The 17,964-nt window shown below is 67.6% G+C and carries 6 protein-coding genes; 5 read left to right on the top strand and 1 reads right to left on the bottom strand.

Translation table 11 applies throughout. The features are described 5' to 3' along the window. The first annotated feature begins 545 nt into the window (after nt 1-545). A complete protein-coding gene (locus tag ACN6PJ_RS27045) occupies nt 546-1,025 on the top strand; it encodes a YbaB/EbfC family DNA-binding protein (RefSeq protein ID WP_156124247.1) in 480 nt (159 codons plus the stop codon). A 19-nt stretch (nt 1,026-1,044) separates the two neighbouring features. Here the strand turns inward: ACN6PJ_RS27045 and ACN6PJ_RS27050 are convergent, their stop codons facing one another. Further along, on the bottom strand, nt 1,045-1,380 hold the full coding sequence (locus ACN6PJ_RS27050) for a hypothetical protein (RefSeq protein WP_427998856.1): 336 nt from the start codon (nt 1,378-1,380) through the stop codon (nt 1,045-1,047). A 177-nt stretch (nt 1,381-1,557) separates the two neighbouring features. Here ACN6PJ_RS27050 and ACN6PJ_RS27055 point away from each other — a divergent pair, with 177 nt between their 5' ends. The 4 genes from ACN6PJ_RS27055 to ACN6PJ_RS27070 all read left to right on the top strand — a co-directional run bounded on the left by ACN6PJ_RS27055 (nt 1,558) and on the right by ACN6PJ_RS27070 (nt 17,795). Next, complete coding sequence (locus ACN6PJ_RS27055; protein ID WP_427998857.1) at nt 1,558-2,190, top strand: STN domain-containing protein; 633 nt, start codon at nt 1,558-1,560, stop codon at nt 2,188-2,190. Further along, on the top strand, nt 2,187-2,720 hold the full coding sequence (locus ACN6PJ_RS27060; RefSeq protein WP_427998858.1) for an RNA polymerase sigma factor: 534 nt from the start codon (nt 2,187-2,189) through the stop codon (nt 2,718-2,720). The genes ACN6PJ_RS27055 and ACN6PJ_RS27060 overlap by 4 nt, the downstream gene beginning before the upstream one ends. Nucleotides 2,721-2,794: 74 nt before the next feature. Next, a complete protein-coding gene (locus tag ACN6PJ_RS27065) occupies nt 2,795-3,751 on the top strand; it encodes a FecR family protein (RefSeq protein ID WP_427998859.1) in 957 nt (318 codons plus the stop codon). 127 nt (nt 3,752-3,878) lie between these two features. Further along, nucleotides 3,879-17,795, top strand: a complete 13,917-nt coding sequence (locus ACN6PJ_RS27070) for a filamentous haemagglutinin family protein (RefSeq protein WP_427998860.1) — start codon at nt 3,879-3,881, stop codon at nt 17,793-17,795. Nucleotides 17,796-17,964: the final 169 nt, after the last annotated feature.

Here is a 17,964-nt window from a genome sequence, read left to right on the forward strand (position 1 = left end):
AGTTCAATGGATAGAATGAGAGTTTCCGAAGCTCTTGATACAGGTTCGATTCCTGTCGGGCGCGCCATCAAATCAAGGACTTACGTTTTTCCGGGGCCACTTTTGGGCCCAAAGCGCGCGAATCTACGTGAGTTCTTTGGTGTTCAATTCAGGCTCCCGAGCAGGCAAACGCTCGGCATATAGGGCCGCCATCTTCGCTTTTTTTCCGCTGGTTGGATTGCCGTCAATCCATTTGTCTACGTGACGTGATGTCTATGTCGCGGGGCTCCCTGTCTACATGGCGTGACAACTTGTAGGCAAGGCGGGCTGCGGACACGCCACGGGCGATCGTCGAGACGATGCAACACTTTGGCCCTTCGAGCCGTCATCACGCGGTTAGAACAGCCGGTCACAATCGCCCATTCTTATCAGTCGTCTTCAGCGAAATGGCGACGCACCGTTCAACGAAAGCAACCCGACCCAGTCCGGGCCTGTGCCCGCCCGCGCGCCAGGCGCCGCCATCTTGTCGGTCGGTGCGCCGTGTGCGTGAAATATAAGGATCCACGATGCGCAGCACCCGTGCCACATCCCATGACGTGTCCCGCCGACCGAGCATGGCCGCCTGGTGGTGCCGCTTGCGCGCGATGTCGCGGGGGCTGCTGGGGCTGGGGCTGATCGCGGCGCAGGCGCCGCCGGTCCAAGCCCAGACCGTGCCGCAACATTGGGCGAGTTATGCGCAGTTGGCCAGTAGCCAATTCCAGGCATGGCTGAGCGATCCCAACAACGAAGCCGTGGTGCGACTGCACGAAAAAATGCAGGGCCGCCTGTTGAACAGTACCTCATCGACGCCGCCGGAGCCGCTGGTGGTGCGAGTATGGGTGGCGGCGAACGGCAAGGTGCATCGCGTGGAGTTCGCGAGCCTGGGCGATGCGCAGGCCGATGCCGACCTGCACGGGGTATTGACGGCACAGCCGTTGTCAGAGCCGCCGCCGCGCGATATGCGCCAGCCGATGGCACTGCGTTTGAACCTGGAATACCCCTCCTGAGGTGCGGCTTCCTGGGATGTCAGGGGCGGGGCGGACGCTGCGGCTGGGCCGACGCGCCGAAGGTATTGCCCATGCGATTGGACGTCGCCGCGCGATTGACCTGGCCGATCTGGTTGCCGGGACGCGAGAAGATTTCTTCGGACGCCAGGGCGGGGTTGTCGCGCGGTGCGCTCGACGCTGGCGCCATCTGGGCGTTGAGGCACTCGTACGACAGGGCGCGATGGCCGTTGACTTCGACATCGACGCAGGCGGAGTCGGCAGGCTTTCGGGGCGAGGCGGCTTGCTGCGCGGCGGCCGCCACGGGCAGGGCCAGGCCAAGCAGCAGTAACCATTTGGGCCTAAGGGCAACGGACATGAGACGGCTCCTTCAGTGCTACCGAGCGCGAACACAGTGTAGTGTTACCTGCTGCGGCGTGCCGTGAAAGATTCATGTCATGCGCCGGCTGCAAGATGTTGCATCCTTTTACCGCGCCCCTGTTTTGTCGATGTCAGCACTTGGGCAATCCCCCTTTTTCCTCTGCTCCCGCCATCCATGCGCGTGGTCTGGTTGTTGACGATGACGGTCATGCTGTGGGCGGCTGGGGCGTCGGCATGGGCGCAAGCGTCGGCCGAGACGCACGTGTTCGATCTGCCGGCCCTGCCGTTGGAGCAAGCCTTGCGGCGCTATGGAGAAATCACGAGGCTGTCTATTTTCTTTGACACCGAGCAGGTGCGCGGCAAACGCAGTCCGTCCGTTCGGGGGCGTTATACCCGGGCCGAGGGTTTGAGCCGTTTGTTGAAAGGCACGCAGATGCGCGCGCAGTCCGTTTCTTCGGACGTGGTCACGGTCGTGCCTTTGGAGGCCGAGGCGCCCACGCCGGATCGAGGCAATGTGCTGGCGCTGTCCTACGACGGATACCTGCAGCAAAGCATCATGCATGTGTTGTGCGCGCAGCCTGGCTTGCAGGCCGACCGTCAACGCATCGCGTTGCGCTTCTCCATCAATAAGGATCGCCGCGTCGAAGACCTGCGCGTGCGTGTCCAGGCGCGGCCCGAGATGGAGCCTGTCGTGCGCCAGGCCCTGTCGCAGGCGCGCTTACGTCCGCCGCCGGCCGGCCTGGCGCAACCCATGGTCCTGCTGGTGTCGCCGCAGGCCGCCGCCCGATGGGGAGGCTGCCAGCGATGAGCAGGAAGGGAGTGGAGCGCCTGCAGCAGCTGATCACGCAGGGTTACGACGCTTTGCGCCGGCAAGTGGCCTACCGCCTCGGGAGCTCGTCGGACATGGCTTCGGACGCGTTGCACGAAGCCTATGTGCGCCTGGTGTCGCAGGACAATCTCGACGAGGTACGCCACCCGCACACCTATCTGGTCAATACCGCCGTCAATGTGGCGATCGACCGCATCCGCAGCGACGCCCGCCTGTTGGGCGACGATGAGATCGAGGCCGTGTTCGAGCAGGCGCGCGGCGCGCAGCCGGGGCTGGATAGCGACCTGGCTGCGCGCCAGCGCCTGGACACGGCGATGCGGGCGCTGCAGGACATGCCGCCGCGCCAGAGCGCCTTGCTGATCGCACATCGCGTCCACGGCGAAGATACCGAAAGCCTGGCGCGCCGCTGGGGCATCTCGGCGCGCATGGTGCGCCGCGAGATCCAGACCGCCGCTCAAACCTGCATGGCCGCCATGGAGGCTCGCGATGTTCCGAAGAAAACCCGATGACCGGTTCCGGTTTTGCGTCGTCAATCGTCTGGTCTGTTGATAGCACTTATTTTTGAACAATGAACAAGGCCTTCATGGCGACCGAACTCAACGCTCCAGGCGATGACGTCCTGCGTCAGGCGCGCGCGTGGGTGGTATTGCTCAAGACCGGGCAGCCGACCACGCGCGATCTGGAAGCCCTGAAGGCCTGGTGCGCGCAAAGCGCCGGGCACGCCCGCGCCTGGTCGCAGGCCGCGCATGAATGGCAGGCCGTCGAGACCGCTGCGCAGCGCGTTCCGCAGGCCCAGCCCGCGCGTAAGGTCCATGGTTTCGCGGGGGCGCGCGTCGGGCGCCGCGCCTTTCTGGGCGGCGCCGTGGCCGCCGGCGCGGCGTATCTGGCCGTGAGCCCGCCCTGGGGGCTGTGGCCATCCTGGTCGGAGTTCAGGGCCGACTACCGTACAGGCGCGGGGGAACAACGCTCGCTGGAGCTGCCGGGCCAGGTGCGCGTCACCCTGAATACTCGCACCAGCATCACCGTGAACGACGCCGCCGCCAGGCCGCGCATCGACTTGATCAGCGGCGAGGCCGCGGTGTCCGCGCCCGCTTGCGACATCGTGGCGGGCGCGGCCAGCGTCAGGCTCGACCACGCCGATATCGAAATGCGCCAGCTGGAAGACGGCCGCGTGCGCGTGCGCTGCCAGCGCGGCGCGGCCGAGTTGCGGCATCCGGCCGGCAGGGTGGCGTTGGCGGCGCAACAGGAAGCCTTTTACGACGAAAGACGCGTCGGCCCCGCGACGCCGCTGGCCAAGGCAGCGTTGGCGTCCGCCTGGCGCGAGGGGGTGGTGGTGTTCGATGACCTGCCGCTGGATCAGGCGGTGCAGGAGATCAACCGCTATCGGCCGGGCAGGGTGGTGCTGGTCGACGACGCCTTGGCCGATCGACGGTTCTCGGCGCGCGTGCGGGTAAGCGACTTGGACCAGGCCCTGGAGCTGCTGCGGACGGCGCATCACATCCGTTTGCGCCGCGTGGGTGAGTTGGTGCTGATCGGCTGAGTGTCACAAACGCCTGTCATGAAAGATTCATGGCTTGGCATTTCCGCGTTTCGCGCGTCGAACGTCTAGTGGAAAAGCGTCCGCCCCGATGCTGCCATTTTCACGCTAGATCCTGGAACCGTCGCACATGACTCACCCCGCTGTTTCCGCTCACTATCGCTTGACCCCTCTGGCCGCGTCGCTGTCGGCCTTGGCCATGCTGAGCGCATTGTCGCTGGGCGGCGCATCCGTTGCGCACGCTTCCGGCGCGTGGTGGGTCGGCGCGGACGTCGCCAAGCAGACGCGCACCCTGCGCCAGAACTCGCCGGGCCTGGGCGCGCAGACGGCGGCCGAACAGCGCCGCCAGGCGACGCAGCAACTGCGCCGTTCGGTCGACAACCTCAATCGCGTGGCCGGCGAAGCGGGCGCCATCGCCCAGGCCCAGGCGCGCCAGACAGCCGCCTGGCAGAAGGAGCGCAATCGCCCGGCGCAGGCCGGCGACTCCCCCGACGGTCTGACGCAGGGCGGCTTGTGGGACAAGGACGCCAACGGTCAGGCGCTGCCCTGGATCGGGGTGTCCGACAAACGCGCCGTGGCCAGCAATGCCCAGGGCAAGACCACGGTGACCATCGAGCAGACCCAGGCCAAGGCGATCCTGGACTGGGACACCTTCAACATCGGCCGCAACACCGAGGTGGTGTTCGATCAGGCGACTTACGCCAACGCGGCCGCCCGCAGCGGCGCGCGAACCGCACAGTCGGAGTGGGCGGTGCTCAACCGCGTGGTCGGGGCCTCGGCCAAGCCCAGCCAGATCCAGGGTTCGATCCGCGCCGATGGCTCGGTCATGGTGGTCAATCAGAACGGCGTGATCTTCACCGGCAGCAGCCAGGTCAACGCGCGCAATCTGGTGGCGGCGGCGGCCAGGATCAGCAACGACCAGTTCCTCAGCCGCGGCATCTACGGCGCCGACGCCAACACGGCCTCGTTCACCGAAGCCCTGGGCAATGTCTCGGTGCAGGCGGGCGCATTGATTCAGACCCATGAGCCCGCCAGCGTGACGCAGGGTGGTGGCTATGTGCTGCTGATGGGCCAGGACGTGCGTAATGACGGCGACATCCGCACCCGCAAGGGCCAGACGCAGTTGGCGGCGGGCGACAGCTTCGTGATCCGCAAAGGACTGGTCACCAACAGCACCGATGGCGGCACGACCTACTCGACCACGCGCGGCAATGAAATCGCGCCCAAGGCCGACGCCAATCTCGATCTCGCGCGCGTCGACCCGGCGATTGAGCGTGGCCTGGTGCAGAACACCGGCCTCATCCAGGCCCGCGAAGGCGACATCACCCTTGCCGGCCACGACGTGCGCCAGAACGGCGTGGCGCTGACCACGACCTCGGTCAACGCGCGCGGCACCATCCATTTGCTCAACAGCGCGGGCGACGCGCAAGGCCAGGTCACGCTCGGCAAGGATTCCGTCACCGCCATCCTGCTCGAAGACGATGGCCAGTCCGCCTTCGATGGCCAGCGCAATGCCTTGATCGAAGCGTCCGCCACGCTGGACCAGCAGCGGCGGGGCATCAGCGGCACCTTCGATAATCTGTCCAAACAGTCCGACCGTCGGGACCAGTCCCGCATCGAGATCGTCTCGGGCCAGAACGTGGATTTCACCGACGGCAGTCTGACGCTGGCGACCGGCGGCCAAGTGGCGGTGAGCGCCGAAGGCAGCGCCACGATCCACGCCGGCGCGGCCGTGGACGTCTCGGGCGCCGTGGGCGTGCAAGTCGCGATGGCCTCGAACAACGTCCAGATCAACATCCAGGGCAACGAGCAGCGCGACGCCTCGGGCAATCGCGAGTCCGGCAATCTGAACAACACCAATGTGTGGGTGGACCGCCGCTACCTGGTGCTGGTGCCGGCCGGTACGGGCGGCTATGAAACCGACCGATGGTATACCCAAGGCGGCCTGCTGGAAGTGGGCGGGTACCTGGGCACCACCGGCCATACCATCGGCGAGTGGATGGCGCAGGGCGGCACGGTCAACTTTGCCGGCGGCGGGGTGACGACGCGAGCGGGCTCGAGCATCAACCTTTCGGGCGGTTCGCTGGACGTGCAAAGCGGCTATCTCAACCAGAGTTGGCTGCGCGGCGGCGACGGCCGTCTCTATACCGTGGATCGCGCGCCGGGCGATCTGCTCTTTCCCGAGGACGCCTCGTACACGGGCTATGAACGCAAGAGCGTGCGCTGGGGGCGCACGGACACCTTCCTCAATCCCTTGATCGCCAAGGCGCAGCGCTGGGAAGAAGGCTACACGGTGGGCCGCGACGCGGGCCGCCTGATCATCGGCACGCGCCAGGCTACGCTGGACGGCGATGTGGAAGCCAAGGCTTTTCAGGGCGTGCGGCAGATCAACGCGCCGCAGTCGCGCCTGGACGGCTATCAGCAGAGCCAGACGGCCGCGCCGCGCCGCGCGGGCCTGATCCTGGGTACCTGGCAGCCGGTGTATGACGAGGCCTCGGGCAATCTGCGTTATACGCCGGGGGCGGTGGTTGACGAGATCGTGCTGGGCATGCCGCGGGATTCGGAGGACGCCGAGGCGGCATCGACGCAAACCGAACCTTCGCGCATCACCCTGAGCGCAGACTGGCTCAATGGCCTGGAACTGGGCGAGTTGCGCGCCTACGCGAACGGCGCCGTGCAGGTCGACGGCGCGGTCAAGGTGGCGGCGGGAGGCGAGATCGCGCTGCATGCGACGCAAGTCGACGTCAATGCAGACCTGACCGCGCGCGGCGGGGCCATCGCCTTGGGCGACATGGTCGAGCAATACCCCAACGTCAGCTCGGGTTGGCAGGACCTGCCATTGGCGACGACGGCGCCGGCGGGCTATACGGCGCGTGTGTCGATCGGCGAAGGCGTGACCCTGGACGCGCGCGGCATCTGGAGCAATCTGCAGCAAGGCGACGGCAACCTCAGCGGTCTGCCGCACATCGACGGCGGTCGCATCGTCGCGCGTAGCAGCGGCGACGTCACCGTCGGCAAGCGCGCGCTGTTGGATGTGTCCTCGGGCGCGGCGCTGCTGGGCGATGACAGTCTGCTGGGAGGCAAGGGCGGCGACATCACGCTGGCCGCCGATGCGTACGCGGCGGCCACCGCCGCCAAGGGAGGGTTGACGCTGCAAGGCGAATTGCGCGGTTACGGCGTCGAAGGCGGTGGCACGCTGACCCTGCAAAATGGCCGCGCCGTCGTGATCGGCGGACGGGTGGCTGGCGCCGACGGCGCCTTGCAGGCAGGCCAGAGCGCGCCGGTGGACCTGGTCACGAGCGAAGACTTCACCATTGCCGAAGGCGCGGTGTTGCCCCTGGACTACCACTCCATCCGCACGCACGCCAATCCTGGCGAGGCGGTCGGCGGCGCGCCAAGAGTGATCGCGAGCGATTCGTCGACCTGGCTGACGGTGGGAGCCGATTGGACCCTGCCCAAGGCCAGCAGCGAAAACGCGTTCTACAGCGTCAACCTGTCGAACGGCCAGTCCCTGAGGGTCGCGGGCTATACCGCCAGCTGGTACGTGCCGCCGACGTTGCCGGCGGGAACGGTCATCACGGGAATCGTCAATCCGGCGAACTTCCCGACCAACTATGTCGTGGACGCCGCGATACATGCCAATGGCATACCGCTTGCGCCCACTCCCGTCGTGATCCCGGCGGGTAATCTCGCGCCCACGGATGTCACCTTCTCGGCCGGAACCTTGATCCGCGCGGGCGCAAGCCTGCCGCGCGCGGTAGCGGTCGAGCCCCTGCTGCTGCTGGACGCCGGCCTTTTCCAGCAGGGGTTCTCGCATTACGCGGTGACGGGCGGCGATGGCCTAGCCGTGGCCAAAGGCGCCGATCTGCGCGTGACCATGCCGGTCTTGCAGGCCGACTTCTCCATCGCGCGCGGCGTGGCCACCGGCGCCGATCCGCACGCGGCGCTGACGATGTGGCTGCCGCCTTTGTTCACCGAAAGCCCGGCGCGAGGCGCGCTGACGCAGCGAGGCGGCGCAAGCCTGACCCTGACCGCCGGCAACGCGCGCAGCACGTTGGAGAATGCCGATGCGCCGCCGCTCGTCATCGCCGAGGGCGCGCGCATCGAGGTCGATCCGGGCAAAAGCATCATCTTGCGGAACAACGGCCAGATAACCATCGACGGTACGCTGCGCGCGGCGGGCGGACGCATCGGCGTCTACGGCCTGGGCGCCGGCGCGCAGGACGTCACGCGTCTCAAGGGGCATGACGGCTCGGTGTGGATCGGGCGCGAGGCGGTGCTGGATGTCGCGGGTCTGGCTCAAAGCGCGCTGGATAGCCAGGGCCGTCGTTACGGCACGGTGCTCGATGGCGGGCGCATCGAGATCGGCGGCGCGTACCGGGCGTACGCCACCGAGGCCGATGCCATCGACAATTTCATCGTCATCCGCGAGGGCGCGCGCCTGGATGCCTCGGGCGCGGCGACGATGCTGGATATGAACGGCAAGGGGGCGATGCTGGTGGCCTCCGGCGGCGGGGCGATCCACCTGGCCAGCTTCAATGGCCTGTACCTGGACGGGGAAATGACGGCCGCCTCGGGCGGCGCGGGCGCGGCCGGCGGCACGCTGTCGCTGGCGCTGGAGTCGCCCAATTACCGCATCGCGGGCAGACCGGCAGATCGCGTGCTGGCGCCGCGCGAACTTCAATTGCTGCGGGAACAGACGCCAACGGGCCTGGCGGCCGATCTGAGGCCGGGCCAATCCGATGCCGGGCTGGTCTATGGCCGTGGCCGCATCGGCGCCGACCGCATCAAGGCAGGCGGTTTCGACAATCTGTCCTTGCTGGTCAACGGCGTCCTGTCGCTGGAAGGCGGCGTCGATCTGACGCTCGGCCAGGGACTGAACCTGGTCGGCACGGCCTTCGCGTTGGCCGACGGCGCGCCCGCCGGCAGCCGCGTCACGCTGGCCGCGCCCTATGTGCGCCTGGCGGGCGCCTCGCGTCTGGGCAAGGACCAGCACGTCATGCCGGCCCTGAACGCACCCACCTCGACCCAAGGCGGCATGGTCGAGCTGGGCGACGCCACGCGGCTGCGCGTGGAAGCCGGCGTGCTGGATGTCATCAACAGGGTTGCATTCGGCGCCTATGGCTATTCGATGCAGGGCGACAAGGCCCTGGTGTCGCGCCAGGGATTCGAACAGGTGGAACTGCGCAGCCGGAACGATCTGCGGTTCCTGAAGCATGCGGTCGGCGACCGTACATCCCTGACGACAGAAGGCGATCTGCTGCTGGCGGCCAGCCAGATCTATCCGGCCACCGGCGCCCTGGGCGAGGTGATCGCCGGGCGTAGCGGCGCGTTCAACCAATGGGGCTCTTATGAAACCCGCTACGACGCCGCGCGCAGCCTGCGTATCGAACGTAGCGGAGACGGCGCCGCGCCGCCCACGCCGTACTCGGCCTTCGGCACGTTGCGCCTGTATTCGGCCAATATCGATCAGGGCGGCGTGCTGCGCGCGCCGCTGGGTATCCTGGAACTGGGCATCGCCGCGAGCGGCGACCAACCGCCGGGCACGATCACCCTGCGTCCGGGCAGCACCACCTCGGTGAGCGCGGCGGGCCTGCTCATGCCTTATGGCGGCACCGTCGATGGCCTGACCTATAACTACGCGGGCGCGGATGCCGGCTATGCCGGCCTGGGCGGCGCCCTGGGCAATGTGAGCCTGACAGGCGACAGCATCGAGGTCCAGTCCGGCGCGCGGATCGATCTGTCCGGCGGCGGCGAGCTGACCGGCGCGGGCTTTTTGACGGGGCGCGGCGGTTCGACCGACGCGCGCCTGAATCCGTTGATGCAGGTGAAGTGGGATGGCAGCGGCTTTACGCTGCCGTCGCTGTCCAGCAACCCGGTCTACGCCATCGTGCCTGGCGCGCAGCCCGCCGCCGCGCCCATCGCGGCGGAGAAGGGCGCGGGCGATCCGATGATCGGTCGGCAGATCACCGTCGGCGACGGCGTACCGGGCCTGGCGGCCGGAACCTATACCTTGTTGCCGTCCACTTATGCATTGCTGCCGGGCGCTTTCCGCGTCGAGTTGAATGGCCGGGCGGTTGGCAACGCCGCGTTCGGCAGTGGCGGGCGCATGCGCAATGCGTCCTACACCACGGCCGCCCGCCTGGGTTTCGCCAACACCGGCATTGCCGACGTGCAGACCACCTCGGTGGTGTTGACGCCGGCCGACACGCTGCGCACCTACTCGAACTTCAACGAGACGGGTTACGCGCAGTTCGGCCTGAATTGGGCGCTGCGCGACGGCGCGCCGCGCCCGCAGCTCGAGCGCGATGCGCGGCAGCTGCACCTCACGCCGGGAAGCCGGCTGGATGTCGCCGCCGGCACGGTGGACTTCACCCCCGCCAAGGACGGGCGAGGCGGCGCCGCGGTCCTGAACGGCAGCCGCATCGAGATTCTGGCCGACGGCGCCGCGCCCACCGAAGGCTTTGCGGGCACGTCGGTTCATGCCAGCACGCTCAACAACTTGAAGGCGGCCACCATCAGCATCGGCGGCGCGCCGACATCCACCTTCGTCACGCAGACCGCCAGCGGATTCTCCACTGAAAATTCCTGGCAGGTCGGCCTCGGCGGCGGTACGACCGGCGAGCTCATCCTGCGCCGGGGCGCGATGCTGGAAGCCGGCTCCGTCTTCCTGGTGGTGAGCAACAAGGAACAAGGCCTCACCATCGAGCAGGGCGCAGGCATCAATACGCTGGGACAGGGCAGGGCGGCCTGGGATTCGAACGACGGTTATGTGCTGCGACCAGGACAGGCCGGCGTGCTGGCCGTCACCAACGGTTGGCTGAACCTGACCTCGCCGACGGCTGACGATTACGGCATGAACGGGGCGGGATACCTGCACATCGGCACTTGCGCGGCGGGCGCAAGCTGCGCGGGCGATACCATGCTGTACTCGGAAGGCAGCATTACCGCCGCGACCAATAAATCGCTGGAACTGGGCGAGTCGGTACGCTACGGAACGCGCAACCTGACGCTGGCCGTGGGCGGCATCAACATCGGCACGACCGCGACGCTCGCGCAGGCCAAGGCCGCGGGCGTCCTGCCTGCCGGTCTTACGCTGAATCAGGACGTGCTCTCGCGCCTGTTGCGGGGCGACACCCGCACCGGAGCGCCGGCGCTGGAGAACCTGGTTCTTACCGCAAGCGACTCGGTCAATTTCTACGGCAGCGTGGACCTCAGCACCATCGACAAGGCGACGGGCAAATCATCGCTCGAGCGCCTGGTGCTGGGCGCGCCGGCCTTCTACGGGCATGGCGGCGCGGGCGACGTGGCCCGCATCGAGACCGGCACGCTGGTATGGAACGGCGCGACCACGCCTGCCGGCAATGTCATCGCGGGCGGCGCGGGCACGGGCCGCGGCCGCTTTGTGGTCGATGCCCGGACCATCGAGTTCGGCTACGGCCCGTTGAGCCAGCCCGACACCGTGGGTACGCATGAGCGTCTGGCATTGGGCTTTGCCGGCGTGGACCTCAACGCCAGCGAGCGCATCACCGCCAACCATAAGGGCGCGCTGTCGGTCTATCAATCGCAGGGGGCCTGGGATGAGGCGGCCAAGGCCTGGACTTACAGCGGCGGTGATCTGCGTCTGAACACGCCGCTGCTAACGGGTCAGGCGGGATCGGTCAACAATATCAAGGCGGGCGGCGCGATCGTGGTGACCGCGCCGGCCGGTTCGGCATCTCCCTTGGCCGACAACGCGACCCTGGCGAATGCGCTGGGCGCGACGCTGGGCCTGGATGCCGGCACGCGCCTGACGCTGAATACCGCCGTGCTGCTGCCCAGCGGCAAATTCACGGCATCGGCGCTGCAGGATGTGGTGCTGGAAGACGGCGCGCAGCTGGACCTGGCCGGGCGTGAACTGCATTTCTTCGACGTCAGCAAGTACAGCTGGGGCGGCGACGTCATTCTCGACAGCCGTCAGGGCAGTGTCATGCAACGTGCCGCGTCGACCATTGACCTGTCGGCGAAGCAGAACCGCGCGGGCAGGCTGACCGTGCTCGCCCTGGCGGGCACGGCCGACCTGAACGGCACGATGCACGGCGGCAGCACCGGCCATTACGATGCGGGCGGCACGTCCGTGCCATACGCGGCAGGCTACATCGACGTACGAGCCGGGCGAATCGCGGATTTCTCCGGCCTGAACTTGCGCCTGACCGAAGGCGAAGTCTTCGGTGGCCGCAGTTTCCAGCTCAAGCAAGGCGATCTTGTCATCGGTAGCGAGCTCAAGGCCCGCGAGATCAATATCTCGGTCGATAACGGCAGCCTGACGGTCAACGGCACGATCGACGCCGGTGGCGAACGCGCCGGCAGTATCCGTCTCGCCGCCAACCAGGGCGTGACGCTTGCCGGCGGCGCCGTGCTCGACGCCAGCGCCAGCGTATTGCGCCGCGACAGTTACGGCCAGGTCATCGAGGCGCCCAACCGCGCCATCGTCGAGATCGACTCGGGCTATGGCCGTCTGACATTGGCCGACGGTGTGCGCATGGACCTTGCCGTGGACGGCGCGAGCGCGAACTACGGTACGGTGACCTTGAATGCCCCGCGCCTGGGCGGCGCCAGCGGCAACGACGTCGACATCGACGCCCGGGGCGCGGTAGTTATTACCGGAGCCAGGTCCATCGCCGTCAACGCCTTCCATTCCTATGACGATGCGCCGGTTGGCACCGACGCCTCCGTCGACGGCCGCAGCTATCAACGCATAGACCAGGCCTACCTGGACGCGAAACACGCCGACAGCGTTGCCTTCATCAACAACGCCCTGGCCAACGGCACGCTGATGCAGGGCAAGCTCGCGGGGCTGCGCGGCTATACCGAACAGTTCCACCTGCGCCCCGGCGTGGAGATCGTCAGCAACGCGGCGGTCAATCCCCATGGGGATCTGCACGTGGATGGCGATATCGATCTCTCGGGCTATCGCTATGCCGGTGTCAACCCGGGCACGCAGCGCACCGGCGTCTACGGTTCGGGCGAAGCCGGCGCTCTGGTGCTGCGCGCCCAGGGCGATCTGACGCTGTTCGGCAGCATTACCGACGGTTTCGATACGACCAGGCTGGGGGTGACGAACGACGACAACGGCTGGGTCCTGCCCGCTGGCCGCATGCCCTTTGGCGGCGATCTCGTCATCCCGCACGGCGGCATGGCGACGCTGGATGCGGGCACGCAATTCGCCAGCGGCCGCACGCTGAACTATGACTTGCCGGTCGATGGCCTGACGTTGCCTGCGGGAACGCGTCTGCCCGTCACCATGCCGCTGGCGCAGAGCTTGACGCTGCCCGCCGGCACGGTGCTGGCCTCGGCGGTGCTGGATGCGTCGGGCAATGTCGTTCACCCCGCGGGCTCGGTGGTGCAAACGCCGCTGACGCTGGAGGCCGGCATGCAGCTGGCCGCCGGCTTCCGCCTGCCCGCGCAGGCGCAGATCGGCGCCACGATCTGGCCCAAGGGCGTCGTGCTGCCGGTGGCGATGAAGCTGTCACGGCCGCTGACGCTGGCCAAGGGCGCGCTCGTGCCCTCCGAGACCGATGTCGTGCTGCCAGGCGGCGTCGAGATGGTCAACTTGCGGCCCACCGGCGCCGACGGCACGCAGGGCCGCAATCTTGCGCTGGCGCCGATGCTGCCGGCCGGCTCGCAGTCCTGGGACCTGCGCCTGGTGGCGGGCGCCGATCTGCAGGCCGCGGACACGCGCCTGACCCTGGCGAACACGACGGCCCAGCTCCGCCTGGCGGATCCGCACTTCGGTCTGGGCGCCATGGTGACCGAAGTCCCGGGCACCGGCGGCAAGCCCTCTTATGTATGGGGCGACCTGAGCCAGTTCCAGGCCTTCATGGACATGATGGGAGTCGCGCTCAGCTCGTCGCCGGTATCGGGCGAGCCCGTCACGCAGGCGCAGATCGACGAGCTGGTGGCGTTCGGCCTCATCGGTTCGACTCCGGACGAACTGAACGTCTACGGCATGGGAGAGATGGTCAATGTGAAGGCCCCGGGTTTTGCCTGGGCCGACCTGAGCCAGTTCCAGGCCTTCATGGACATGATGGGAGTCTCGCTCAGCACGCCGCCGGTATCGGGCCAGCCTGTCACGCAGGCGCAGATCGACGAGCTGATCGCGTTCGGGCTGATCGGTTCGAGTCCCGATGAATTGAATGTCTACGGCATGGGAGAGATGATCAGCGGGTCGGCCGGCGGTCCGCCGGAGACGGTCACGTCCTATCATCCCGCGCGCCAGCAGCTGTTCAGCGTGCTGCGCACCGGCGCGGGCAATCTGGACCTGGTGTCCGGCGGCGATTTCAATATGACCTCGCTTTACGGCGTCTATACGGCGGGCACGCCGTCGGCCTCGATGGGCGACGCCTATCACCGGGCGCGGGGGCGCTTGAGCGACGGCACGATATTGCGCGCCGAAGGCGCGGGCTTCGAGTCGCTGGTCGATGGCGGCGCCCAAAGCCTGTACGCGGCCTGGTATCCGGAGCACGGCGGCAACGTGCTTCTGCGCGCGCAAGGCGATATCAAGGGCGACCTGATCGGCGGCAACGAGAACTACGGCGATCCTGAGGGTTACAAGTTCTGGAACTCGCGCGAGCAGATTCCCACGGTCACGGTGGGCAGCTGGTTATGGCGCCAGGGCACGGGCAGCATCGGAACCGGGTCCGAAGCCACGCCGGCTTCGTGGTGGATCAATTTCGGCACCTATGTCGCGGGCGATGCCAAAGGCACATACGATGCGTTTGGCTCACGCCTGTTCAACAACGATCCGTTCCTCGTGGGCTTTACCGGCATCGGCACGCTGGGTGGCGGCAATCTGACCGTGGAAGCGGGCGGCGACGCCGGCATCATCGATGCGCGCGGCATTCCTTCGAGCTGGAACCTGCGGGCGCATACGCCGCGCAGCCAGGGCCTGCACCTGGCCGTGGCCGGCACCGGCCGCATCACGCCGGCCGGCGAGCTGGTGCAGACCGGCGGCGGCGATCTCACCCTGCGCCTGGGCGGCGCGCTCAACCCCAACCCGCAATTGCGGCGCAACGAATACGACCTCAACGGCACTTTCGTCAACCTGCGCGGCGCCACGGCGATCGATGGCGGGGCTGTCGGGGGCGTGAAGGTGAATTACGGCGGCGGACGGGACCAGATGGACTCGCGCCTGGGCAATGTGTATACGGCCGCGGGCGGCGCGGCCAGCGGCGGCCCCATCCTGGTGCTGGGCGACTCGGCCGTCCGTATCGATACGCGCGGCGACCTGGTGCTGGGCGGCGCGGCCGATCCGGGCCGCACGATGCAGCTCAGCGCGACGCCATTCACCTACCAGGGGGCGGCGCATGACGGCGACGGCTGGAGCTGGTTCTCCCTTTGGACGCCGGCCACCGCGATCGATCTGTTGAGCGCGGGCGGCAACCTTACGCCGACCGCGGCCTGGGATGACATCGCGGGCAGTGAAGACACGCGTTGGGGCAGCGAGGGACATAATCAGTCGGCCAACGGCGACGGCTATTTCTATCCGTCGATCCTGCGCGCGGTCGCGCCCAACGGCAGCCTGTACTACGGCGCCAGCGCAAGCGGCGCGACCGCCGCCGTCCAGGGCCCGGTCCTGCGCTATCGCTACGGCACCGTGCTGGCGCCGTCGCCCGTGGGCAGACAGTTTGTCAACGCCACAGGCAAGGGCGAACTGCAATTGCTGGCGCGGGACTCGATCCTGGGCGCCGGCTATGTGCTCTCGGCCTCCACGGCCGATCCGCTGGCCATGGCCAGCCCCTTCCGTCCGGGGTTTGTCGGCAAGCTGGCCGAGACCGGCGGCGGCCCCTGGGGCGGGAACGCCCTGTTGATCACCAACGCCGCCGCCGAATCGCAGCCCTACAACGACTGGATCACGATCGGGTATAACGGCTCCCCGAACCCCGATGGCGGACGACGGAATACGGCCGCGCTGTTCACCTTTGGCAGTCCCGCGACCATCGCGGATGCGGTCGCGGGGCGTGCGCCGGCGCGTTATTACGCGGTGCAGGGCGATATCGTCGGCTTGCGCGTCGGCCAGGCGGTGCTGCCCAGTTTCCAGGCGGATTTCGAGCAAGGCCGTTATGAGGCGTCGATCCCGGTGTCGATCCGCGCCGGCCGGGACATTGTCGGGTCCGGCACCACGCTGGGCGGGAAAGACGCCACGGTGGGCGCCGCCAAGGTGGGTAACGCCTCGACGCGCGGCAACCTGATCGCGCACGCCTATGCCGACGAGATATCGGTGGTGGAGGCGGGCCGCGATATCCGTGACAGCAGCTTCTACATCATGGGGACCGGCCTGCTCGATGTGTCGGCGGGCCGTCACGTCTACCTGGGCAACAAGGGCGAAATCAAGAGCCTGGGGCCGATCGGCGGCGGCGCCGCGTCGGGGGATCGCAGCGGCGGCGCCGGTATTTCGGTGTCGGCCGGCATGGGCGAGGGCGTGTATTGGAATGCCTTTGCCGAGCGCTATCTGAATCCGGCCAATCAGGCAGCGCTGGATTTGCCGCTGGCCGACCAGCCGGGCAAAGTCGTGACGGTCTATGGCGGCTCGCTGAAGCTGGCGCAATGGCTGCAAGACGAGTTCGGCTATACCGGCGACGCGTCGGGCGCCGAGGCTTTCCTGGCGCAGAAGCAGGCCGAGCTGGATGCGGCGCGCGCGGCCGCGCTTGCCGAGGGGCGTACCGCCAGCAGCCGTTCGCTGGCGCGCGAGTTCCAGCGGGAGAGCCAGCTGCATCTGGTGAACTGGTTGAGCGAGCGCTTTGGCGGCGCCAACGGTCTCGCCCTGCATTACGATGCGGCGACCATGGACGCGCGGACCTTCTTCGACGCGCTGCCGGCGGAGCAGCAGCGCGCCTATCTGCGCAATATCTACTACGCCGAGTTGCGTGAATCCGGCCGCGAATACAACGAGGCCGGGGGCAAGCGCGCCGGCAGCTATCTGCGCGGACGCGAAGCCATCGCCACGCTGTTCCCCGCGCAGGACGCGCAGGGCAAGGCGTTGAGTCGTGAAGGCGATCTCACCATGTTCAGCAGCGCGATCTATTTCAACGCTGACTACGTGAACAACCCCATCGGGCAGTCACGTCCGCGCGCGGGCGCCAAATACATCACCAAGGCGCAGTGGGAGGCCATGGGCAGCCCCGGCTACAACGTGTCGTTCTATGACGTGTTGGACGCGGGCATCCACACCAACTTCGGCGGCGACATCAACCTCATGACGCCGGGCGGGCGCACGCTGGTCGGCATCGACGGCGGCTTCAATCCGGGGCCCGGTTCGGGCGTGATCACGCAGGGCGACGGCAATATCAACATCTATGCGATGGACAGCATCCTGATGGGCCAGAGCCGCGTCTTCACGACCTTTGGCGGCAGCATCCTGGCCTGGTCGGCGCAGGGCGACATCAACGCCGGTCGCGGCAGCAAGACCAGCATGGTCTACACCCCGCAGCGCCGCGTGTACGACAGCGTCGGCAACATCGCGTTGTCGCCGACGGCGCCCAGCACCGGCGCAGGTATCGCGACGCTGAATCCGATCCCGGAGGTTTCGCCGGGCGATATCGATCTGATCGCGCCGCTGGGCACCGTCGACGCGGGCGAAGCGGGTATTCGCGTCTCGGGCGATGTCAATGTGGCCGCCTTGCGCGTGGTCAACGCGGAAAATATCCAGGCGCAGGGCGAGGCCACCGGCATCCCGGTGATCGCCGCGGTCAACGTCGGCGCGCTCACCAGCGCGAGCACGGCGGCCTCGAACGCGGCCTCGGCCGCCTCCGATGCGGCCCAGGGCGCGCGCGCCGCCGCGCAGAAGGCCCTGCCGTCGATCATCAGCGTGCAGATCCTGGGCTTTGGCGATGAACCGCTTCCAGGCGGCGCCCCGGCGCCCGGGCCCACCAGCGCGGTGCCTCCGGCCGGGCAGCAGGCACAGCGCTATACGCCCAACCACATGGTCCAGGTGCTCGCCCGTGGGTCCCATCCGCAAGGCGACGTTTCGAGTCTGACGCCAGACGAGTTGCGGAGTCTGGGACTGTAAGCCCGATGCGGGGCGCGTGCCCCGCTTCCGCGGATTTCTGCATGAAGTTTTTGTGACATCGAGCACTCCGCACGATCGCCGTTCGTCTAGGAATGTGTAAATGAGCATGACAGCCGGTTTGCTGGCGTATCTGCCCCAGCCACGGCCGTCTCCATTCCTAAACCAACCG

This window comes from Achromobacter sp., from assembly GCF_050285585.1.
Lineage (GTDB): Bacteria > Pseudomonadota > Gammaproteobacteria > Burkholderiales > Burkholderiaceae_B > Achromobacter.

Bases quoted from the DNA above. Each gene is read 5' to 3' on its own strand.
- ACN6PJ_RS27045 (WP_156124247.1), top strand. From the start codon at position 546: ATGCGCAGCACCCGTGCCACATCCCATGACGTGTCCCGCCGACCGAGC.
- ACN6PJ_RS27070 (WP_427998860.1), top strand. From the start codon at position 3,879: ATGACTCACCCCGCTGTTTCCGCTCACTATCGCTTGACCCCTCTGGCC.
- ACN6PJ_RS27050 (WP_427998856.1), bottom strand. From the start codon at position 1,380: ATGTCCGTTGCCCTTAGGCCCAAATGGTTACTGCTGCTTGGCCTGGCC.
- ACN6PJ_RS27060 (WP_427998858.1), top strand. From the start codon at position 2,187: ATGAGCAGGAAGGGAGTGGAGCGCCTGCAGCAGCTGATCACGCAGGGT.
- ACN6PJ_RS27065 (WP_427998859.1), top strand. From the start codon at position 2,795: ATGGCGACCGAACTCAACGCTCCAGGCGATGACGTCCTGCGTCAGGCG.
- ACN6PJ_RS27055 (WP_427998857.1), top strand. From the start codon at position 1,558: ATGCGCGTGGTCTGGTTGTTGACGATGACGGTCATGCTGTGGGCGGCT.